This is a genomic window from Nonomuraea sp. NPDC049152 (assembly GCF_040648355.1).
GTDB lineage: Bacteria > Actinomycetota > Actinomycetes > Streptosporangiales > Streptosporangiaceae > Nonomuraea.
In genome coordinates, this window is the sequence record NZ_JBEZDO010000007.1 from 61,788 (window position 1) to 81,418 (window position 19,631).

20 protein-coding genes are annotated in these 19,631 nt (G+C 67.8%); 11 read left to right on the forward strand and 9 right to left on the reverse strand.

Going from position 1 to position 19,631, the window contains the following annotated elements:
• Positions 1 to 146 precede the first annotated feature (146 nt).
• Genes AB0B45_RS15215 through AB0B45_RS15225 form a run of 3 tightly spaced genes read left to right on the forward strand, consistent with a single transcriptional unit; the run spans position 147 to position 4,305 of the window.
• Positions 147 to 1,643, forward strand: a complete 1,497-nt coding sequence (locus AB0B45_RS15215) for a conjugal transfer protein TrbL family protein (protein ID WP_358130451.1) — start codon at positions 147 to 149, stop codon at positions 1,641 to 1,643.
• The gene (locus tag AB0B45_RS15220; protein ID WP_358130453.1) at positions 1,640 to 2,569 is read left to right on the forward strand and encodes a PrgI family protein; all 930 of its coding nucleotides are present in this window, start codon (positions 1,640 to 1,642) and stop codon (positions 2,567 to 2,569) included. Before AB0B45_RS15215 ends, AB0B45_RS15220 begins: the two co-directional genes overlap by 4 nt.
• On the forward strand, positions 2,566 to 4,305 hold the full coding sequence (locus tag AB0B45_RS15225; protein WP_358130455.1) for an ATP-binding protein: 1,740 nt from the start codon (positions 2,566 to 2,568) through the stop codon (positions 4,303 to 4,305). The genes AB0B45_RS15220 and AB0B45_RS15225 overlap by 4 nt, the downstream gene beginning before the upstream one ends.
• Here AB0B45_RS15225 and AB0B45_RS15230 read toward each other — a convergent pair.
• Both AB0B45_RS15230 and AB0B45_RS15235 read right to left on the reverse strand, forming a co-directional pair.
• The gene (locus tag AB0B45_RS15230; RefSeq protein ID WP_358130458.1) at positions 4,284 to 4,757 is read right to left on the reverse strand and encodes a hypothetical protein; all 474 of its coding nucleotides are present in this window, start codon (positions 4,755 to 4,757) and stop codon (positions 4,284 to 4,286) included. The two genes, AB0B45_RS15225 and AB0B45_RS15230, sit on opposite strands and share 22 nt — an antisense overlap.
• Before the next feature lie 3 nt (positions 4,758 to 4,760).
• Positions 4,761 to 5,372 (reverse strand): amino acid transporter, encoded by a 612-nt coding sequence (locus tag AB0B45_RS15235; protein WP_358130461.1) that lies wholly within the window; start codon positions 5,370 to 5,372, stop codon positions 4,761 to 4,763.
• Positions 5,373 to 5,413: 41 nt separating this feature from the next.
• Between AB0B45_RS15235 and AB0B45_RS15240 the strand changes: the two genes are divergently transcribed.
• The 4 genes from AB0B45_RS15240 to AB0B45_RS15255 all read left to right on the forward strand — a co-directional run bounded on the left by AB0B45_RS15240 (position 5,414) and on the right by AB0B45_RS15255 (position 10,616).
• On the forward strand, positions 5,414 to 7,756 hold the full coding sequence (locus tag AB0B45_RS15240) for an ATP-binding protein (RefSeq protein ID WP_358130463.1): 2,343 nt from the start codon (positions 5,414 to 5,416) through the stop codon (positions 7,754 to 7,756).
• The gene (locus tag AB0B45_RS15245) at positions 7,753 to 8,607 is read left to right on the forward strand and encodes a replication-relaxation family protein (protein ID WP_358130466.1); all 855 of its coding nucleotides are present in this window, start codon (positions 7,753 to 7,755) and stop codon (positions 8,605 to 8,607) included. The genes AB0B45_RS15240 and AB0B45_RS15245 overlap by 4 nt, the downstream gene beginning before the upstream one ends.
• Positions 8,604 to 9,926: an NlpC/P60 family protein gene (locus AB0B45_RS15250; protein ID WP_358130467.1), complete on the forward strand. Its 1,323-nt coding sequence runs from the start codon at positions 8,604 to 8,606 to the stop codon at positions 9,924 to 9,926. Before AB0B45_RS15245 ends, AB0B45_RS15250 begins: the two co-directional genes overlap by 4 nt.
• A 150-nt stretch (positions 9,927 to 10,076) precedes the next feature.
• The gene (locus AB0B45_RS15255) at positions 10,077 to 10,616 is read left to right on the forward strand and encodes a GNAT family N-acetyltransferase (RefSeq protein ID WP_358130469.1); all 540 of its coding nucleotides are present in this window, start codon (positions 10,077 to 10,079) and stop codon (positions 10,614 to 10,616) included.
• A gap of 45 nt (positions 10,617 to 10,661) precedes the next feature.
• Here the strand turns inward: AB0B45_RS15255 and AB0B45_RS15260 are convergent, their stop codons facing one another.
• Both AB0B45_RS15260 and AB0B45_RS15265 read right to left on the reverse strand, forming a co-directional pair.
• Positions 10,662 to 11,270 (reverse strand): hypothetical protein, encoded by a 609-nt coding sequence (locus tag AB0B45_RS15260; RefSeq protein WP_358130472.1) that lies wholly within the window; start codon positions 11,268 to 11,270, stop codon positions 10,662 to 10,664.
• Positions 11,271 to 11,455: 185 nt separating this feature from the next.
• Complete coding sequence (locus AB0B45_RS15265) at positions 11,456 to 11,971, reverse strand: hypothetical protein (RefSeq protein ID WP_358130475.1); 516 nt, start codon at positions 11,969 to 11,971, stop codon at positions 11,456 to 11,458.
• Positions 11,972 to 12,095: 124 nt separating this feature from the next.
• Here AB0B45_RS15265 and AB0B45_RS15270 point away from each other — a divergent pair, with 124 nt between their 5' ends.
• From AB0B45_RS15270 to AB0B45_RS15285, 4 genes are all read left to right on the forward strand, one after another.
• Positions 12,096 to 12,395 carry a hypothetical protein gene (locus AB0B45_RS15270; RefSeq protein WP_358130478.1) on the forward strand — a complete coding sequence of 100 codons (300 nt, stop codon included), beginning with the start codon at positions 12,096 to 12,098 and terminating at the stop codon, positions 12,393 to 12,395.
• 351 nt (positions 12,396 to 12,746) lie between these two features.
• On the forward strand, positions 12,747 to 13,439 hold the full coding sequence (locus AB0B45_RS15275) for a hypothetical protein (protein ID WP_358130481.1): 693 nt from the start codon (positions 12,747 to 12,749) through the stop codon (positions 13,437 to 13,439).
• 130 nt (positions 13,440 to 13,569) lie between these two features.
• Positions 13,570 to 14,592, forward strand: coding sequence for a hypothetical protein (locus tag AB0B45_RS15280; RefSeq protein ID WP_358130483.1), 1,023 nt, complete (start codon positions 13,570 to 13,572; stop codon positions 14,590 to 14,592).
• A 161-nt stretch (positions 14,593 to 14,753) separates the two neighbouring features.
• Complete coding sequence (locus AB0B45_RS15285; protein ID WP_358130486.1) at positions 14,754 to 15,635, forward strand: ADP-ribosylglycohydrolase family protein; 882 nt, start codon at positions 14,754 to 14,756, stop codon at positions 15,633 to 15,635.
• A 345-nt stretch (positions 15,636 to 15,980) separates the two neighbouring features.
• Here the strand turns inward: AB0B45_RS15285 and AB0B45_RS15290 are convergent, their stop codons facing one another.
• The 5 genes from AB0B45_RS15290 to AB0B45_RS15310 all read right to left on the reverse strand — a co-directional run bounded on the left by AB0B45_RS15290 (position 15,981) and on the right by AB0B45_RS15310 (position 19,368).
• On the reverse strand, positions 15,981 to 17,021 hold the full coding sequence (locus tag AB0B45_RS15290) for a DUF4192 domain-containing protein (RefSeq protein WP_358130489.1): 1,041 nt from the start codon (positions 17,019 to 17,021) through the stop codon (positions 15,981 to 15,983).
• A gap of 65 nt (positions 17,022 to 17,086) precedes the next feature.
• Positions 17,087 to 17,380, reverse strand: coding sequence for a hypothetical protein (locus tag AB0B45_RS15295; protein ID WP_358130491.1), 294 nt, complete (start codon positions 17,378 to 17,380; stop codon positions 17,087 to 17,089).
• A 73-nt stretch (positions 17,381 to 17,453) separates the two neighbouring features.
• Positions 17,454 to 17,789, reverse strand: coding sequence for a hypothetical protein (locus AB0B45_RS15300; protein WP_358130494.1), 336 nt, complete (start codon positions 17,787 to 17,789; stop codon positions 17,454 to 17,456).
• 13 nt (positions 17,790 to 17,802) lie between these two features.
• Positions 17,803 to 18,171, reverse strand: a complete 369-nt coding sequence (locus tag AB0B45_RS15305) for a hypothetical protein (protein ID WP_358130497.1) — start codon at positions 18,169 to 18,171, stop codon at positions 17,803 to 17,805.
• Between the two features lie 372 nt (positions 18,172 to 18,543).
• Positions 18,544 to 19,368 carry a hypothetical protein gene (locus AB0B45_RS15310; RefSeq protein ID WP_358130499.1) on the reverse strand — a complete coding sequence of 275 codons (825 nt, stop codon included), beginning with the start codon at positions 19,366 to 19,368 and terminating at the stop codon, positions 18,544 to 18,546.
• Positions 19,369 to 19,631 lie beyond the last annotated feature (263 nt).

Here is a 19,631-nt window from a genome sequence, read left to right on the forward strand (position 1 = left end):
CGTCCTCCACTGCGGCAACGGCCTTCCGCCTCGCTGCCGGTGCCGTTTTCCTCATTGCCGCGTTGACCGTTGCCGCCCCTGTCGCTTGGGCCGACCCTGCTCCCAGCCCGTCGCCCTCTCCCGACAGCCAGTTGCCGTCGACCGGCGTGAACGTCGGCATCGGCGGCTGGATCACCGGACAGATCAACACCTGGTTCGCGAACCTGGTCGCCCTGTCCATCAAGCCATTGCTGGAACTGTTGGCCGGCACCGTGCTGTCCACCCCGAGCGTGTCCGGTCAGGCTCGCATCCAGGACCTGTGGCAGGCCACCGCCGCGATCGCCAACGCCGCCTTCGTCCTGCTGGTCGTGCTCGCCGGGATCCTGGTCATGGGGCATGAGACCGTCCAGACCCGGCACGCCTTCAAGGAAATCGCCCCTCGCCTGGCGGTCGCCTTCGGGCTGGTCAACTTCAGCTTCTTCCTCACCAGCCAGCTCATCGACCTTGCCAACGGCGTCTCTTCCGCCCTGCTCGGCCAGGATTTCGATGCCAAGCGCGCCTCCAACACCATCCGCTACATGATCCTGCCGACCAGCGACAACCAGATCTTTTACACCCTGCTCGGCCTGGTCGCGGTCGTCCTGCTGGTGCTCCTGCTCATCACCTTCGTCTTCCGCCTCGCGATGACGACCCTCTTGGTGATCGCCGCACCGCTGGCGCTGGCCTGTCTGGCGCTACCGCAGACCGACGGGCTGACCCGGCTGTGGTGGAAGGCCTTTTCTGGCCTGCTGCTCATCCAGGTCGCCCAGTCCCTCACCCTCGTCACCGCGGTACGGATCTTCTTCAACCAGGACGGTCGCGAGGCCGCCGGGCTCCAGCCGGCCGGGCAGCTCTACAACCTGCTGCTCGCCCTCTGCCTGCTGGTCATCCTGGTCCGCATCCCCGGCTGGGTCTCCCGCGCCGTGTTCCTGCCCAGCAGGGGCTCGACGATCGGCCGGATGGTCAAGTACGCCGTCGCCTACAAGCTCACCTCCCCCGTCCTGCGCGCCCTCCACCTCGGCCGGAGCGGAGGAGGCGGGGGCCGGGGTGGAGGCAGCGGCGGAGGCGGGGGCGGCAGGGCTGCCGCGGCCAAGGCGGTGGCGGGCAGAGTGTTGCCCGCCCTTGCCGCCGGCCCTGCCGCTCCGGCTGCCGCCGCGCTGACCGGTGCCGCCGCTGCCGCCTCGGTTGCCGGTACCGCTGCCGGTGCTGCCGTCGGCGGCCCAGGACCGGTCAAGCACGCCCCCGTCGGCGCCCGCCGTCCGGCCCGCGAGCAGGACTGGGAGCTCATGCCGGTCAAGCACGCGCCCACCGGTCTTACCGTCGCCGGCAAGTACCGGCCGACCCCACGACTGCCAGGACCCGTGCCCGCCATCCAACCGGTGTACGGCTACCCGCGCGAGACCTACTACGCCGCGGGACCTGCCGGGCTCGGCCAGATGCAGCAACTGCGAGCCCAGGCACAAGGACGGGCCATCGAACCACCTCCACGACCAGCCGTACGTCCGATCGTCGCGCCGAACGCGCCTATCCCCGGCACCCCCGAATGGCCGGAGAACCCCGGAACACCCAGGCGGACGCCGCCGCGCCGCCGTACCCGCAGACCTCGAGGAGATGACGGCCGATGACCTGGACCGACGCCGTGCGTATCCCCGCCAACGTGGAAGCCCCCGACAAGATCATCGCTGGTTTCACCGCCCGTCAGGTCCTCGTCTTCGGCGGCACCGGCGCCCTCCTGTACGGGGCCTACCTGACCTTCGGGGAACACATCCCCCTCTGGGCTTTCGCCGCCTTCGCCGTACCAGTGGGCCTGGCCGGCATCCTGCTCGCGATCGTCCAGCACGACGGCATCCCCCTGGACCGCTATCTGCTCTTCGCCCTGCGCCACCGGCACGCCCCTAAGCACCTGGTCGCCACCGCCGAGGACATCCCCGCCGCCCCTGCCTGGATCGCCGCTTCTACGGGGCCGCTGCCAGCCCCGCTCAAGCTGCCCGCCCGCGGCGTCGGCCAGGACGGACTGATCGATCTGGGCCCGGACGGCGTCGCCGCCGTCGCCGAGGTCTCCACCGTCAGCTTCGCCCTGCGGACACCGGAGGAGCAGGACTCCCTCGTCGCCGTCTTCGGCCGCTGCCTCAACGCGCTGTCCGGCCCGATCCAGATCCTGGTCCGCGCCGAACGGGTCAACCTCTCCGACGCAATCGCCGACCTGCACCGCAGCGCACCCCAGCTCCCGCACCCGGCACTCGCCCACGCGGCCCGCGAACACGCCGCCTTCCTCACCGACATATCCGCCCGCCATGACCTGCTCAGACGGCAGGTCCTGCTCATCATCCGCGAGCCGATCATCGGTTCACAGGGCCGTACGGCTGCCGCCTCCCGCGCCCTACGACGCCTGGATGAGGCCTCCCGCGTGCTGGGTGCCTGCGGCTTGACCATCAAGCTCCTCGACCCGGCAGGCGTCGCCGGCCTGCTCCACGCCTGCTTCGACCCCACCGCACCGCCCCTCGGCGACGACTTCGCGCTCCCGAACGACGTGATCGGAGGTCGCTGGTGAGACACCCCTTCCGCCGTACGGCTCCCGCCACCAGCGGATTCGGCCCCGACGCCGTCGAAGTCGAACCCCGCCGCCTCCAGATCGCCGGAAGCGTCTGCGCCACCCTCGCGATCAACGGCTACCCGCGCGAGGTCGGCCCCGGCTGGCTCGAACCCCTGCTCACCTACCCAGGCCGCCTGGACGTGTCGGTTCACATCGAGCCAATCCCCTCGCTGATCGCCTCTGAACGGCTCCGCAAACAGCTCGCCCGGTTGGAATCCGGCCTGCGCAACGACCACCAGCACGGGCGACTCCTCGACCCCGGCATTGAGGCCGCCGCCGAGGATGCCCAGGACCTGGCCTCGCGGATCGCCCGCGGGCAGGCCAAGCTGTTCCGCGCCTCGATCTACCTCACCGTCCACGCCAAGTCCGCCACCGAACTGGAAGACGCCTGCGCCCAGGTCCGCGCGCTCGCCGCCTCGCTGCTCCTGGACGCCCGGCAGGTCACCTACCGCCAGCTCCAGGGCTGGATCTCTTCGTTGCCGCTGGCCTACGACAACCTTGGCATGCGCCGCACCTTCGACACCCCGGCGCTGGCCGCCGCCTTCCCCTTTACTTCGCCGGATCTCACCGCCGAACTCGGCCCCACCGCAGTCCTCTACGGCGCCAACCTGTCGTCGGCCTCGCTGGTCGCCTGGGACCGGTTCGAACAGCCCAACCACAACTCCGTCATCCTGGCCAGCAGCGGCGCCGGCAAGTCCTACCTCGCCAAACTCGAAGCGCTCCGGTCCTTGTATGCCGGAGTCGAGGTCGCCGTCATCGATCCCGAGGACGAATACGCCCGCCTCGCCTCGGCGGTCGGCGGCGCCTACCTCCACCTCGGCGCCTCGGGCGTCCGGCTCAATCCCTTCGACCTGCCGCCCAGATCCAAGCCAGGCGACGATCCGCTCACCCGGCGTGCTCTGTTCCTGCACACCCTTATCGCCGTCATGCTCGGCGAACCGCTGAACAACGCAGCCAAGGCCACCCTCGACCGCGCCATTCTCGCCACCTACAAACAGGCCGGGATCACCAACGAACCGCGGACCTGGAAACGCCGCCCGCCCGCCCTTCGCGACCTCGCCAAAGTGCTCACCGACGATCCGCAAGGCAAGGAGCTCGCCGCCGGGCTCGCGCCGTACGTCAGCGGCAGCCATCGCCAACTCTTCGACGGTCATACCAGCACCCGCCCCGACTCCCACCTGATCGTCTTCTCCCTGCGCGACCTGCCCGAGGAGCTCAAGGCCGTCGGCACCCTGCTGACCCTGGACACCGTCTGGCGTCGCGTCAGCGACCCGAACAGCCGCCGCCCCCGCCTGGTCGTCGTCGACGAGGCCTGGCTGCTCATGAAGGACCCCGAGGGCGCCAGGTTCCTGCTGCGCATGGCCAAGGCCGCCCGCAAGCACTGGGCCGGCCTGAGCGTGATCACCCAGGACGCCGCCGACCTCCTCGGCTCCGACATGGGGCAGGCCGTCATCGCCAACTCCACCACCCAGATCCTGCTCAAACAGGCACCGCAGGCCATCGACAAGGTCACCGATGCCTTCCGCCTGTCCGACGGTGAACGACAACTCCTGCTCTCCGCCGAACGCGGCATGGGCCTGCTCGCAGCTGGCCAGCAGCGTGTCGCCTTCCAGGTGATCAGCAGCCCCTGGGAGCACTCGACCGTGACCTCGAGTCCCCAGGAACTCCTCGACTACGAGGAGGCGGACCTTTGAGACCGGTTCCTACGTTCGCGCCGACCCTCCACGAGAAGCCACCGGTACAGATCCAGCTTTCCCCTGAGGCGCGCCAGTCCCACTCTCCGCCGCAGCCACCCGGGCAGCGTAGACCGCTTCACGTAGATCCAGACGTCTTCCAGCGCGTCCTCGGCAGTTCCACCGACCTCCGGATCCCCCAGAAGCTCTCGCAGCAGCATGAGCGAGGTGCCGTCCACACTGCCGTTGAGCCGGGCCATGTGCCCCACGGACAAAGCGCCGCTGTAGCGGACCTGAGAATCGAGATTTCGCATGGCGCGATGCAGACGCGGGGCGACCGCGCTCGGGTCGAGCACGTTGAGCGCCAGCCCGATCACCGCGACCCCGATCAGCGGTTCACCGCGGTCAAATCCGGCATCTACCTCAACCGGGTCGTCGCACCCCATGAGCTCCCCGGGGCTGTTCCAGTCCACCGCCTACTCCCTGCGCAACCGGTCACGCCAGGGATGCGTGCCGAACTCGATCTCCAGCGCCTCATCCAGCCAAACCCGCTGCGCCTCGGTCAGCAGCGGGAGCACTTCGGTGAAGTCCTGCTCGTCCTTGAGGCGCCGGCCTTTGGCCTTGAACAGCAACTGGACTTCCGGTGTCAGCCGGACAAAGCCGTCATGGGCGACCCCTACCGATGCGATCGGGCGGCGGATCCGCGCGTCCCGCCGGTAGATCCACTCGCCTGTCTCGGCCTCGTCCAGCATGAGCTGGAACCGCCACGGCCGTTCAACGTCCTCGCGCACCCAGATGTCGTGCGCCTCCACCGGCAGGACCTCGTCCACCGGCCACGGCCGCAGCGAGCCCGGCGGATCGGCCACGTGCACGTCCCACCCGGCCAGCAGGCGACGTACAGCCAGCTGATCCCGGCGCAACACGGAGATGTCCACGTCCGCGTGCTCCCGGTAGGCGCGGCCCACAGCCAGCTCGATCGCATATCCGCCGCTCACCCACCACGGCACGTCCAGCCTCTGGAACAGCTCGACGACCTCGGCCAGTGGAGCCGGTTCCCATACGCCCCAAGGCGTCTCAATGCGCGGCATGCCCCCATCCTCACCCGCCGACGCCGGGCTGGTGAAGCCCCGTGATCTACGACGTCCTCGACGACCCCGACGCCTTCCTCGACGCCGCTTGGGTATGGCTAATCGCCCATGCCTGGACCCTGGCCATCTGGGCTATCGGCGGAGAGCTGACATTCCTCCTAGCCAGGCTGATGCTCGTACGGCTACGCCACGCGCGCCTGACCCGCGCCGCCCGGTGCGTGGAGATCCTCGCCCCGCCCGTCGCCGACCTGCCCGGCGCGGAGGCGCTGTGGGGCAACCTGGTCGGCCTGTTGCACCCCGCCTGGAAACGCACCCTGCTTGGCCAGCCCCACCTGGCCTTCGAGTACCTCTTCACCGCCGCCGGTGTCCGCATCCGCCTGTGGGTGCCCGGCGTCGTCCCCCAGCGGCTGGTCGAGCACGCGATCGAGGCCGCCTGGCCATCGGCCCGCACCAACGTCGCCGATGTCACCCCGCCCGTTCCCCTGACCGGCCGGGCGATCGGCGGACAGTTCACCCTGGCCCGCGACGAACGTCTCCCGCTCAAGCACGACCACCGCGCCGACCCGCTACGCGCCCTGGTCGGAGCCGCCGTCGGCCTGCCGACCTGGCAACGCGCCGCCGTCCAGATCCTCGCCCGCCCCGCCACCGGCCACCGTCTGTCCCTCACGTCGAGCGGCTTGGTACGGCTGACGCGGGCCGTCCTGGACCTCATCGCCCCAGGACCCGGCGACCGTCGCACGTCGCATGACCGGGTGATCCGGCTGGAGGAGTCCGCCGAAGCCCGTGCCATCCGCGACAAGACCCACCACCCCCGCTACGAGGTCGCCGTCCGCTATGTCGTACACGCCGACGCCCCGGCCAGAGACGCCCGCGCCCACACCAACTGCGGCCGTGCTCACGCGATCGCCTCGGCCTTCGCGCTCTACTCCGGCCACAACCGGCTCGAACGGCGCCGCCTCCTACGCCCGGCCCATCACCTGGCCACGCGACGGCTCGGCCGCGGATTCCTGCTGTCGGTCCCCGAACTCGCCGCGCTCGCCCACCTGCCGCTCGACGCCGCCATCCCCGGTCTGGTCCGCGCCGGAGCGCATGCAGTACCGCCCTCCCCGCAGATCTCCCGCACCGGAAAGGTCCTCGGCTACGCCGACGCCGGACACCCCCGCCCGGTCGCGCTGCGCGTGGCCGACTCCTGCCACCATGTCCACGTCCTCGGCCCCAACGGCACCGGCAAGTCCACCCTGCTCGCCCAGATGATCCTGTCCGACATCGAAGCCGGACGCGGCACCGTCGTCATCGAGGCCAAGGGCGACCTGGTCCGCGATCTGCTCGGCCTCATCCCTGCCGACAAAGCGCACAAGGTCGTCCTGATCGACCCCGACGACCCCCACCCCAATCCCTCGCTCAACGCGCTCGGCGGCGGCGAGGCGGACATGACCGTCGACAACCTCGTCGGCATCTTCCACAAGATCTACGCCGACTATTGGGGACCCCGCACCGACGACATCCTGCGCGGCTGCGCCCTCACCCTCGCCCACGCCGGCGGCACCCTCGCCGACATCCCCGAACTGCTCACCAATCCGCTGCTACGTAACCGAGTAGTCGCCACGATCGGCGACCCCATCCTGCGCGGCTTCTGGAACTGGTACGAGGCCCTACCCGAACCCTCCCAGGCCACCGTCACCGCCCCCATCATGAACAAGCTGCGCGCCTTCCTCCTCCGGCCGTTTGTCCGCGACATCCTCGGCTCAGCCACCTCCACCTTCGACCTGGATGACATTCTCGACGGCGGCATCCTGCTGGTCCGCCTGCCCAAGGGCGTCCTCGGCGACGACACCGCCCGCCTGCTCGGCTCGGTCATCCTCGCCCAGGTATGGCAGGCCGCCTCCCGCCGCGCCAAGCTCGGCCGCACCCGCGGCCACGCCGCCCTCTACGTGGACGAGGCGCACAACTTCCTCACCCTCCCTCACGCGCTCAGCGACATGCTCGCCGAGGCACGTGCCTACCGCATCTCCCTCGTCCTCGCGCACCAGCACCTCGCCCAGCTCCCGCGCGACCTGCGCCAAGCCGTCTCCTCCGACGCCCGCAACAAGATCTACTTCTCGCTCTCGCCCGGCGACGCCCGCGAGGTCGAACACCACTTCACCCCGCAGCTGACCGCACATGACCTGGCCAACTTCGACGCCTTCCAAGCTGCCGCCCGCCTAGTGGTCCGCTCCGCCGAAGCGCCCCCATTCACCCTGCGCACCCGCCCCCTGCCCGAACCCTCACCCGACGCCGCCCTCCAGATCCGGGCGAGCGCAGCACGTATCCACGGCCGCCACGCCGTACCCGCCACCCCCAAGCCGGAAGACCCCCGGCTCGACCACGAAGGAGAACACCCGTGACACCACCCCGCTTCAGCGCCGCCGTCCTGACCTCGCTGGCCGTACGGCTCACGCCCCGTGACCGCAGAATCCTGCGCGCCATATGGACCCATCGCGTGCTCACCTCCCACCACATCCAGCGCCTCTACTTCGACACAGACGCCGCCACCCGCAAGCGGCTGCTCATCCTCACCCACATGGGCGTGCTGGAGCGTTTCCGCCCCAACCAACCGATCGGCAGCGGCGCCGCGCCGTACCACTACGTGCTCGGCGCCGCCGGAGCCGCCGTCCTGGCCGCCGAGGACGGCGTCGACTACGCCACCTTCGGCTACCGCCGCGACCGTGTCCTGGCCATCGCTCACAACCAGCGGCTCGGTCACCACGTCGGCGTCAACACCTTCTTCACCGACCTGGCCTGGCACTCACGTCACAGCGCAGACGCGGAGCTGCTCAAATGGTGGCCCGAACACCGCTGCACAGCCATGTGGGGCGAATCCGCCCGCCCCGACGGCTACGGCCGGTGGAGCGAAAACGGCCTCACCCTCGACTTCTTCCTCGAATACGACAACGGCACCGAGCCCCTGGACCGGGTCTCCGCCAAACTCAACGGCTACGCCGCGCTCGCCCTGGCCACCACGATCGTCACCCCGGTCCTGTACTCCCTGCACAGCAACCGCCGCGAGACCAACCTCCGCACCCGCCTGCGCACCGACCTCGCCCCCGTCGCCACCGCCACCCGCACCGCCGAAGACAGCCCCGCCGGACCGATCTGGCTCCCCCTCGAATCCACCGGCCCCCGGCTGTGCCTGGCCGAGCTCGCTCACCACTGGCCCCACCTCGGCCGCACCACGCCGGAGGTAACCCCCCGATGATCGCCGAACTCGGCCTCGCCAAACTCCTCGCCACCGGCGGCGGCCTCGTCTCCGGCATCGCCCTGCTCGCCGGGATGGCCGGCGGCGCCCAGCACGCCGCGGTCACCGCCCAGCCCGACCAGCGCGCCGCCGCCGTCTGCGCCTACGTCCCTTCCTCTGACGTACGGCCTGCCGAACGGATCCACCCCACCAAGCGCCTCGGTCTCACCCGCGAACAGTCCGCCAACGCCAAGACCATCATCGACACCGCCGCCGAACTCGGCCTACCCGAGCGCGCGGCGGTCATCGGGATTGCCACCGCCCTCCAGGAGTCGAATCTCCGCGATGGAGTCGTCGGCGACAACGGCCAGGCCCACGGCGTCTTCCAGCAACACCCGCAACACGGCTGGGGTACCCGCGCCCAGGTCACCGACACCGCCTACGCCGCCCGCACCTTCTACAACCGCCTCATCAAGGTGCGCGACTGGGACACCCGCCCGCTTACCGAAGCCGCCCAAGCCGTGCAGCACTCGGCCTTCCCCGATGCCTACGGCAAGCACGAAGACCGCGCGGCGCGGATCCTCGCCGCCCTCGACGCCACACCGCAAGCAAGGAGCACCGCCCGTGGAAGACCACCCTCAGGACAGCCAACCGACGTGCCCAAGCTGTCGGCACACGAGAAGAAAACGATCCAGGACAGCATCGAAGCAGCCGCCTCCCTCGGCATCCCCAAGCAGGCCGTGATCGACGACCTTGCCGCAGGACTCCGCCGGAGAACCTCCATCGACGATCCCGACGCCGAACCCCACCAGCAGGAAGCAGCAGAGCTGGTCGCCACCCTGACCAAGCAACTGTGCACCAAGCTGTACGCAGCGCTCGACACCGTCGACAACCTGCCCGAAGAGATCACTAAGCAACTCCCGGCCGCAGTCGGCAATGCGCTGACCGCCGTCCGCACCGCCCTATCCCAGAAGGGCGTGCCGTACAGCTGGGGTGGCGGGGGCCCGTTCGGCCCGTCCAACGGCATCGGCCGCGGCGCCGGCACCAAGGGCTTCGACTGCTCTGGCCTTACCGAATATGCCTGGGCGAAGGCTGGCCGTGGTATCGGTAGCACCACATACGAACAGGTGCGAGCTGGGCGCAAGGTTTCCCGCTCCAGCATCCAGCCCGGCGATCTGGTCTTCTACGAGACCGACTCCTCCCGGTCCGGGCCCGATCACGTGGGTCTGGCGATCAACGCCAAGGAGATGGTCAACGCCCCCCACACAGGCGCGGTCGTCCGAGTGGACCCCATCGATAGAGCCGGCTACTCGATCGCCATCCGACCAAGCCCCAAGTAACGCCTACGCTCATGATCCCACAGGCCTCGGCGCAGAAACAGTCTTGTTCTCCACCCCGCGAAAAGCCATCCTTGCAGCTCACCCCCGCCACTGTTGTTACCCGGCTGCCCGCGGCCGGGTAATGACGCACGCGCTGACCGAGGAGCCCCGATGGCGATTCCTGCCCCCACCAAGCGCCTGTCTTTCCAGGAGATGACCCCGGCCGACCTCGACGACATGGCGGCGCTCCTCGGCGATCCCGAGGTCATGCGCTACTACCCGGCGCCGATGAGCAGAGAGCAGGCGGCCCGCTGGATCGAATGGAACCAGCGTCTCTATCGCGAGCATGGCCACGGCCTGTGGCTGCTCACGCTGCGCGACACCGGCGAGTTCGCCGGTAACTGCGGTCTCACGCTCCAGAACGTCGAAGGCACCGTCCATGTCGAGGTCGGCTATCTTCTCCGCACCCACCTGCAGAACAAGGGCTACGCCACCGAGGCCGCCCATGCCTGCCGCGATTACGCCCGCGACGTCCTCGGTCTGGACCGGCTCGTCGCCATCATCAACCCGGGCAACCGGCCGTCCCAACGCGTCGCCGAGAAGATCGGGCTCGCATTCAAACGCACGGCGCTCTACAACGGCTGCCAGCAGCGGATCTACGCTGGATCGCTTCACACCAACCCCGCCCGGCGAAGAGCGCAGCGAAGTTGATGTCAAGTGACACCGCGCGATCGGACGCTATGCCAGCTTTCTGGATCAGCAGACTCCGGGCAGCGCGCATACCTTCGCCGCCATTTTGATGGCAGTGCTACGCAGGGTCTTGACGGCTTGCTTCCGCTCATAGCCGAGGGCTTCCTGATCGCCGATGTGGATCATCAGCGCACGACCCTTGCGCGCCACGAGGCCCGACAACAGGGAAGACCAATCCTTGTTGAGCTTGTCGTACATCATCATGCGCATCAGTGCAGCCTCGTGCGCCAGTCGCGTGCGGCTCACCACCCACCGGGTTTTCCCATCGCCGGTCCAGCTGTACGGTTTGCCGTCCGGTTGGGTCGCGCATTGCCCGGCGTCGGCGAACAGCTTGCTCATGGCCTTCTTGGCCGCCTTGGTGCTCCGATAGATCACGAGTTGCTCGCCGGAGTACGACGGGGCACTGGTGTGGTGGACAATCGTGCGCGCGGCCGACCGGTCCGCCGTCGTGGCACCCTTGCGCCCACATGGATTCCCCAACAAGGGCTTGTTCAGCTTGTCACTGATCTCCCACCACTCCTCGGCTCTGACTTCGTCCGACTGGGGTGTACGAGCGGCCTTCTCGCTCAGCAGGAAGTTCTTGGGGATCTGGACGGGGGCAAGGGCGAGAGACACTGCAAGAATCATGATCACGCGTGGTTCGACGCACGAAGGCCCCACCGGGTTCGTGGGATCGTTCGATCAGGGACAATTCTCCGTGATCTTGGAGTCGGCCCTAATCGCCGCGAGCATTCCCGCTGACCTACGATTCGAAGTGACCCGTCTCCACCTTTTCTTCTCTCAAAGGCAAGTTGGAAGGGTCAGGAGCCGGCTCCTCCTGGAGTCGGCTCCGTTTCGTCCTGAACGAACGCCTGGAGCAGGGCGTACCCCGGCGCCTCCGGCCTGGGGTTGATCCCCACATCGAAGATCTCCGGCTCCTCGAAGACCGGCTCCCCGCTGGGACGCCGCGCGTAGGCCACGCGCCCGTAGTCGACGCCGTCCTCATGGTCGAAGCTCATCCAGGTGATCGCTTCCTGCTCACCCTCACGAAGTGGATGGTTCGACACCGCCCGCACGCTGACCGTGCTCGGCGGCTCGAAGAACCAGACCTGCGGTACGGCAAGCACCCACCGGACCGCCCCTACCTCCCTGCCCTTGGCCGCAGCCCGATTCTCGAAAGCGACAGCCGTACCCCGGTCACGCAGGTAGTCATAGTCACTGAGCACCAGCTTGCGCACACCTTCCAGGGCCACGATCGCCGGGCAGTCACGGGCCACGATGCTCTTCTCCAACCGCTCCACAACGTCGAACAACAAACGAGCGGTCGCCTCGTTCATCGCAACCCTTTCACAAAGATCACAAGCAGCTCGACACGGGCCATGGGGTGCAAATACCTATGAACCGGGATGTCCTACACTCGACACTTGCTGATCATGCTCTCCTTCAACGCCCCAAGGAACCATGAGAACCATCCTGACGGCCGCCCTCGCCGCCGCGGCCCTGTTGACGCTCTCCATCCCCACGCCCGCCTCCGCGGATACCACCACCGCCCGGCCATACTGCAACAAGAAACACCCGCCGAAGAACCGGTACTACTTCAAGCACAAGAACCATTGGGACTGCGTCGGTGAGCACCTGAACTGCTCCAAGGAACAGCGCGGAGCCTACGGCTACTCGATGGACCACGCCCCGCACACCCGCAAACTCAAGTGTGTCTACTGGACGGACGCCTACCGCTGGAAGCCCGTCCGCAAGAGCTGAACCCTCCCTGCGCACCACATGAGCAGTGCGCAGGGGTACCTCAGCGGGACGTTTCCTGATCCCGTACGGCTTGCGCGATCCGCTCAGCAGTACCGGGGCGGATCCCGTCCATCTCGATGCGGCAGCCGTCCGCATAAATGGAGATCGAGCAGCTCACACCATCGCCATTCCAGTGGACGGATGCCCGCCGATCGTGCTCCTCGACCCGAGCCCCGGGGAGCGCCTCGGCCAGCCTGATGATGAGCCCGGCATGGCCCACACGCTCGGCGGCAGCCCACGCCCGATCAGAAGAGTTCGCAGCCGGCTGAGCCGGAGTCCATTTTGTCCGGCGCCTTCGGCATCATGCCCTTCATGGGACTGGACATTGTCGTGGGCAACCTCGCCAACCTGGATGACGACGGGGAGGCCATCGAGCATTTCGGAGAAGAGTTCGCCGCGGTTGCCCGAGCGTTACGGGTCGCGGGGTTCGGGGACTGGCGGCAGCCTGAGGCCGATCTCGGCGAGCCCGTCGAATTCCAGTCGTGGGGGTACGGCGGACTCCACTACCTCCGTCGCCTGGCCGTCCATCTGACCGCTTCAGGCATACTGCCACCGCCTGGTGACGACCGAGCCTCCAAGGACCCGCTGCTGGCCGAGGCGTACCGGCGCGGTCCGGCCTACGCGATCGACATCGAGAAGAAGGCGACCGTCGGATCCGCCGACGAGGGACGCACCGGCTTCGACCACCTCGTCCAGCACAGCGATGCCGAAGGCTACTACGTGCCCGTCGACTTTCAGCCGGTACTCATTGACGAGCGAATCACCGGCGCCTATCTCGGCTCGTCCCATCGGCTGCTGGACGAATGCCTACGGCTCGCGCGGGTGCTTGAGCTTCCCGACGACCTGGACCCTGAGTCGGACGAAGTCTGGGAGATCGCCGGGGGAGGAATCACGGACTCCGGACGCCGCTGGCATCGCTACGGTATCGAAGCATTCGTCTGCCTCCGCCTCATCGCTGCCGCCCGCGCATCGATCAGGGTGGGCGCTGCCATCATCTTCACTTGAGATCCATTCACCCCACGCAAGCTCGACCGACTCCCAGACGCCGCGCAGGCACCTGTGTCAGCCTCAAGGAACCGATGATCCGCTGGAGTCACGGCCGCGCCTTCTCTAAACCGGTGTCGTTCTGGGCGCGATGTCGGACATCCTTTTTGCCGTGCACATGAAGGATGCGGCATCCAGGCTGCAGGTCGCGGCGATCTGTTGGCGCGCTGGGTTGGGCTCGAGCCCCCAGGTGGTGGCTGCCGCCTGCGACGCGCTCGTCGCCGGCCTGGACACTCCCGCCCTGCGTATCCTGGCCGGCCTCCGCGACCCCGGCTACGAGCTTCACGATCACCTGCCACCCGCGATGCGGGAACTCCACCTACAGCAACATGCCGATGTCGCCTGGGCCATCGCCACCAAGATCCTCACAGGCGCGGTAACGCCGGGGGAAGGCACCTTCATGGCCACTTCCAGCATCGGTTCCGAGCATCCCCTCGCCCAGCTCGATCGCGAGTACGTCATGATCGAGGCCGGTTTCGGCACAGGGGAAAAGACAGACCGCAAGGTACGAGCCGTGGCACAAAGGCTCATCGACTCCACGAGCGATCCACTCGCGGAGTTACTGCCTTACCTGGCACTGTGGGACGACCTCGGCGAGTTGTTCGCCGAAGACGACGGCTCGCTGCCTGAGGTCCATCTGGACGAGGTCAGTGAGCTGGGTGCTGCTGCCATCTGGCGTCACCTGCTGACCCATGCGGGGCCTCTGGACGACCATTGGGTCGTCTACTCCGCCGCATTCGACAGCAACGTTCTCGTCAACCAGCAAGCCGATCTCGTCTCGCAGATCTTCGCCGGGCGGCTGGAGGCCTTCCACGTCGTCCTGACAAAAGTGAGGTTCGACGACCTCCCGATTCCTGACCTCGGCGTCGCGATCGGGCCAGGGAACATCTCGCTGGATTACCGCATGGGCGAAGGGTGGAACCCGATCACCCTTGGGGCGTTCGCCCACCTGCTCGGCGATCTGCGAGCTCTGGACCCCTGCTGCCAGATCACGTTCCGGTGGGGCTTCCCCTGCGCGCCGGCCATAGACGACTTCCTTCGCGACTCAGCGCCAGGACAGGGCGATGGGCTTGTCGAGGGCGGCGCTGCGGACGGCCTCGACAGTCACCCTTGATGGCGCGAACCGATGACCTTGAGCAGACCCAGGCCGAGTCTCGAATGCGGGAGGCGGCGGCCATGTGGCCAGCGGCGGAGCACGACCCGGCCGTTGAGGCGATCAACGGGTCCGACTCGCGATTGATCGCAGCACAGTGGCTGATGCCATAATGGCCGGCGATGCCCGTTGACGCACCGACTCGCGCAATCGCCTCCCTCCACGGATTGGCCCTGGGTGACGCGCTGGGATCCCAGTTCTTCGTCCCGGCCAACCGTCAGGCCCTCGACTCCCGCACGCTGCCGCAGGGCCCCTGGCAGTGGACAGACGACACCGAAATGGCCTGCTCGGTCTACACCATCCTCATCAGCGGCGGCCACATCGACCAGGACCTGCTCGCCGCGAGCTTCGCCGAGCATCATGACTTCGACCGCGGGTACGGCCCCGCCACCGGCAGGATGCTCCGGCTGGTTCGCCAAGGCGGCAACTGGCGCGCCCTGGCTGCGGAGCTGTTCGACGGCAACGGCTCCTGGGGTAACGGAGCCGCGATGCGCGTCGCCCCGCTCGGCGCGTGGTTCGCCGACGACCTGGCGCAGGCCGTACGGCAGGCGGAGCTGTCGGCTCGGGTGACCCACACCCACCCCGAAGCCGTCGCCGGCGCGATCGCCGTAGCCGTCGCGGCCGCGGTCGCCACCGCCCATGCCGACCTGTCGCCCGGGCGTTTCCTGGACCTGGTCCTGGAGCACACCCCGCCGAGCATGGTGCGCGACGGGATCGGCGAGGCCCGGCTCCTGCTGACGGTCAGCGACCCCCTGCTCGCCGCGCAGGTCCTGGGCAATGGCCGCCAGGTCACCGCCCACGACACCGTCCCGTTCACGCTGTGGGCCGCGGCCCGCCACCTGAACGACTTCGAGCACGCCTTCTGGACCACCGCCACCGCGGGCGGCGACGTCGACACCACCTGCGCGATCGTCGGCGGCATCCTTGGCACCCGGACGGGAACCCCGAGCCCCTGGATGGGAGAAGTCGAGGCTCTCCCCGGATGGGCCGGGATGGCCGCATGATGGTGCGAGCTGATCGGGCTGCTCGACGATGGCGAGGTAAGCGTACGGCGGGCCGCCGCATTCTTCATCGAACCTGCAGGCCGCTGGCCCCTCGTCCGATGATCCGCGAAGAGGGTGTGGACAACCGACCGGGAAGTTGTTGACCTGCTGACTGGAACGCCACGATCAAGCATTTCAGCCCGTGTATAGGTTCGGCTGCGTTGGGCGTCCGCGTGGAGGGGCGCCCTGGGTCTATGAGGCGCGCTCAAGGGCGCCCCGGCCGGGAGGAGTATCTCGGCTACATCACGGGCGTCGGCGCCCTGGTCCCCCTCATGACCGGGCCGGGCAGAGGCGTACTCCACGACATCACCACCCTTCCGGGATGATCGGGCGGGCGATGTGCGGGAACTCTTCCACCTTGGCGGCGATGTCGTCGGCCAGCCCAGCACAGTCCATCGACGCGGCGGTCTCCGGCGGCACGCCGTGGTCCAGGGCGCACGCGGTCAGCAGTGCGAACCGGTATCCCGGGTCGGCGGTCAGCGAGCGCTCCACCGCGATCCGGGCCAGCGCGCCGTTCCCGGAGCGGTAGGCGACGAACGCCAGCAACGCGGCGGGCGCGGCGGCGAACGCCGGATCCACCCGGCGGGTGACGTCGGTCCACAGGCTGATGTGCGCCTCGTCGTCGTACCGCCCGATGAAGGTCATGGCCCCGTCGCGGACGAAGATCCCGGTCAGCAGCACGCCGAGCCACGCGACCTGATCGGCGGTGAGCCGCTCTGTCTCGAACGCCTCAGCCACCCGGTCCAACCCCTCCCGGTACCAGTAAGTGCCGTTCGCGGACTTCAGCATTTCTCGGGCGTGCGCGCACGCCGTCTGGGTGGCGGCGGTGACCAGCTCCCGGTCCTCCCCGGTAGCCGGGTCGAGCGTTCGGGCGAACGTCTCTCGATCCGGGCGCGCGACCAGCCCGGCGAGCACCGCGCTGACGGCCGCCCGACTCTCGGCGATCTCGTACGGCACGCCGTCGGGCGGGCAGCACCCCGGATCGGCGCAGCAGTACGACCAGTACCGGTTGTCCTCAGCTCGGACGGCGTCCACGAGGTGGATCCCATCGAGCCTGCTGGTGATCGCGTCCACGACCGGAGTGACCAGCGCACCCGGCCCGTACCCGATCAGGAAGACCCCGTGGCAGCCGTTGCGCCGAAGCAGCTTGCCGAGGCGCTCGGCCAGCTGCGGCGTCTCCGCCGAGTCGTTCGGGAGGTCGAAGCGGACCACGCCGAGCAACCGGGTGGGTTCGGCGTCGAACGCCATCGCCACGATCGACGGGGGCGAAGGGTGGTAGCCCAGCAGGTAGGGGACGATCGCGATGAAGTCGGCCGGGTTGCTGAGCCGTACGGTGTCTTTGGACATGGTCAACCTCCAGAAAAGCGAAAGCCCCCGGCCGGGTTCTGGCCGGAGGCAAACGGGATGGTTGGTCAGCAGGATTCGGAACGAATGCCGCCGCGCGGGCCGAGCCACAGGCGGCGGTCGGGGTAGTCGAGCGACTCGCGGGAGCGGTAAATCCAGATCTCGCAGTCGTCGCCGACGCATGGAGTGAGCACGTCCGCCGGGTCGCGGTCGACGAACGCGAAACGTGAGCGGCGCCAGTAGCCGTCCCGGTGGCGGGCGATCAGTTTGGCCCCGGCGTCGGCCAGGGACGGGAACTCTTCCAGGTCGGACGGCTCCGGCGTGCTGTAGCCGTTGCCGCCGTACCACAGACCGAACCACATGGCTTTCTCCCTTCTGCGGGCGGTCAGGGAGCGTGCCGTACTGGCCGGGAGCGGAGCCGTACGGCACGCCGCCTCACCGCGCAGGGCAGCCGGGAGAGGGGTGGTCCTCGGAGCCGCAGTAACCGCAGAGACCGTCCATGGCAAACAGGGACAGCCCTTCGGCGTGCGTGTCGCGCCAAGCGAGCTGCGCTTTCGTGTAGTCGGTGAAGTAGTCAGCGTCCGTGTCCCCGGCGTCCAGCGTCAGGAAGGCAAGGACGGTACGCGCGGCGCCGACCAGCTCCGCCGTGCTCAGCGTCGCGCCGACGCTGGAGAAGACGTCGGACGCCGAGAAGATCACCCGGCCGGGCCAGGCGGGCATCAGACGTGGGCTGATGATCCACCCGGTGGGCAGGATGAGGGCATGGTTCATCGCCACTCCCGGTCTACTTGGTGAGGTGATGCGGTCGGATCGTGGAACTGGTGGCGTGTAGCTCCGTGTCACGGAAGCTGAGAAGATCCACGTAGCACCTGGAGCAGCGGATCAGCCTCGTTCGCACCGCCGACCAGCGGTTAGTGTGGGTCGCGTCCGTCCACAGGTGCGTCTTCCACAGGCACCCCAGGCATGTGATCACCTCCGCCCCGGCGGGCATTGGGTCCAGCGCGCGCGTGACGCCATATTCGCGCTTCCCGTCCGGGTCGGCCGCCGGAACCAGCGTCGCCGTATCGTCCCGGACTTCGCCGATCGCCACGATCCGCATCACGCGCCCACCACCGGCGACTGTCAAATCTCCGACCGCCCAATCGGCAGCCATGATCGTTTCCCTCCTTCTCTCGGATATGTGTCCCCCCGCGCGCGGAAGGCCGAGCGCTTGGTCTCCCCGCACTTACTGACGCGCGGTGAGAGCGTTCTTTTCCCTCACTTAAATACGGGCACCGGAACGGCTCAACCGTCCGCATTCTTGAAGACTCTGCGGATGGCTCTACCGCCGGTCGAGCGCTCGCACCGTTTGTTCGGCGCGCTTTCTACTCTCACTTAAATACGGGGCGATCCGGCGTCCAAGCGTCCACGGATTTTAAACTTCCGATCGGCCTTCCCCAATATCTCAAGGGCCAGAAATAGGGTTGTGTGCGTTCATAAAAATGGACCCCAGGGCGTCTCTGGGGTCCATTTGACGACTTTTCCGTCAGTCGCCGGTCGGTTCCGTGTTGGCGTACACCATGGCGTCTCTGGCCTCGTCAAGGCGTGCCGACAGCTCTCGCCATTCCGTCCGCGCGGCATCCCGCACCCGGATCACGTTCCGGCGAGAGCCGTACGCGCCCCCGTGAACCCGCTGAGCTGCCGAAGCGAGCACGCCCGCACGTCCCAAGTCCGTTGCCTGAGCGGCGACGTCGTACACCTGAGTCAGGACCGGGAAGTCCGAACCGTCCCCGAACGCCTGGCGGAAGATGGTGGCGCTGTTCTGAGCGGCACAGAACGCGATCGCCGCATGGGTGACGTTCTGGGCATGGGGAAGCCCACGCATGAGCTGCGCGCCCGGCGAGGCGTCGATTTTCTCCGGGGGCATGTCCACCCGGTAGCCGTTGCGCGCGGCGGCATCCCGAACCGCCCACCGCTTGAGAGTCGTACGCGTGATGACCATCTCCGCGCCGTCGCGCCTAACGTAGATCCACCCTTCCCCATCCGGGGTACAGGCGCAGTTCGCGATGATGTCGCGCAGACGCTGAGCGAACATGAGCACGGCGTCCTGCGTGACATCGTCCGACACGTCGTCAGTCCCGTACGGGGCGTATCCGCCCTTGACGACGGTTGCGCTTCCGTCCATTCGCTTGCGTGACCGCGTGGCGTCGACCGTACGACAGTAGCCGCGCGACAGCTTTTGAATATCCCGCAAGTCTTCCGGCGTTACGCGCGCCATGTCTTCCGGCCCAAGAGTTGAGCCAGGAACGTTGGATGGTACGCACTTGCCAGGCATTCCCTTTTCCATGATTGCTCCGATCTCCCGCACCACGCCCCGCGCGGCACCCTTTTCTTCTCTCAATTCAATTGAACCGCAAAAGCGAGATCGAATCAATGAATTATGGAGAGTATTTAGGGAGTTTTCGCAGGCCAGAGCACTTGCGGAGGAGAATGAAAAACAAAAACAGAGAGACTGACCCCAGCGAACTAATTTGCATTTCCAGGGAACGAAAAACAAAGAAATCGTCCGATGAAACTCTTGCACAGAAAGCGCCGCCGCCCGGCCCTTTGATGTGGATGACTGCGATCTGCCTA

Excerpts from the sequence above, each read along its gene's own strand:
- AB0B45_RS15220 (WP_358130453.1), top strand. The coding sequence starts at position 1,640 with ATGACCTGGACCGACGCCGTGCGTATCCCCGCCAACGTGGAAGCCCCC.
- AB0B45_RS15235 (WP_358130461.1), bottom strand. The coding sequence starts at position 5,372 with ATGCCGCGCATTGAGACGCCTTGGGGCGTATGGGAACCGGCTCCACTG.
- AB0B45_RS15250 (WP_358130467.1), top strand. The coding sequence starts at position 8,604 with ATGATCGCCGAACTCGGCCTCGCCAAACTCCTCGCCACCGGCGGCGGC.
- AB0B45_RS15255 (WP_358130469.1), top strand. The coding sequence starts at position 10,077 with ATGGCGATTCCTGCCCCCACCAAGCGCCTGTCTTTCCAGGAGATGACC.
- AB0B45_RS15265 (WP_358130475.1), bottom strand. The coding sequence starts at position 11,971 with ATGAACGAGGCGACCGCTCGTTTGTTGTTCGACGTTGTGGAGCGGTTG.
- AB0B45_RS15270 (WP_358130478.1), top strand. The coding sequence starts at position 12,096 with ATGAGAACCATCCTGACGGCCGCCCTCGCCGCCGCGGCCCTGTTGACG.
- AB0B45_RS15275 (WP_358130481.1), top strand. The coding sequence starts at position 12,747 with ATGGGACTGGACATTGTCGTGGGCAACCTCGCCAACCTGGATGACGAC.
- AB0B45_RS15280 (WP_358130483.1), top strand. The coding sequence starts at position 13,570 with ATGTCGGACATCCTTTTTGCCGTGCACATGAAGGATGCGGCATCCAGG.
- AB0B45_RS15285 (WP_358130486.1), top strand. The coding sequence starts at position 14,754 with ATGCCCGTTGACGCACCGACTCGCGCAATCGCCTCCCTCCACGGATTG.
- AB0B45_RS15290 (WP_358130489.1), bottom strand. The coding sequence starts at position 17,021 with ATGTCCAAAGACACCGTACGGCTCAGCAACCCGGCCGACTTCATCGCG.
- AB0B45_RS15295 (WP_358130491.1), bottom strand. The coding sequence starts at position 17,380 with ATGTGGTTCGGTCTGTGGTACGGCGGCAACGGCTACAGCACGCCGGAG.
- AB0B45_RS15300 (WP_358130494.1), bottom strand. The coding sequence starts at position 17,789 with ATGAACCATGCCCTCATCCTGCCCACCGGGTGGATCATCAGCCCACGT.
- AB0B45_RS15305 (WP_358130497.1), bottom strand. The coding sequence starts at position 18,171 with ATGGCTGCCGATTGGGCGGTCGGAGATTTGACAGTCGCCGGTGGTGGG.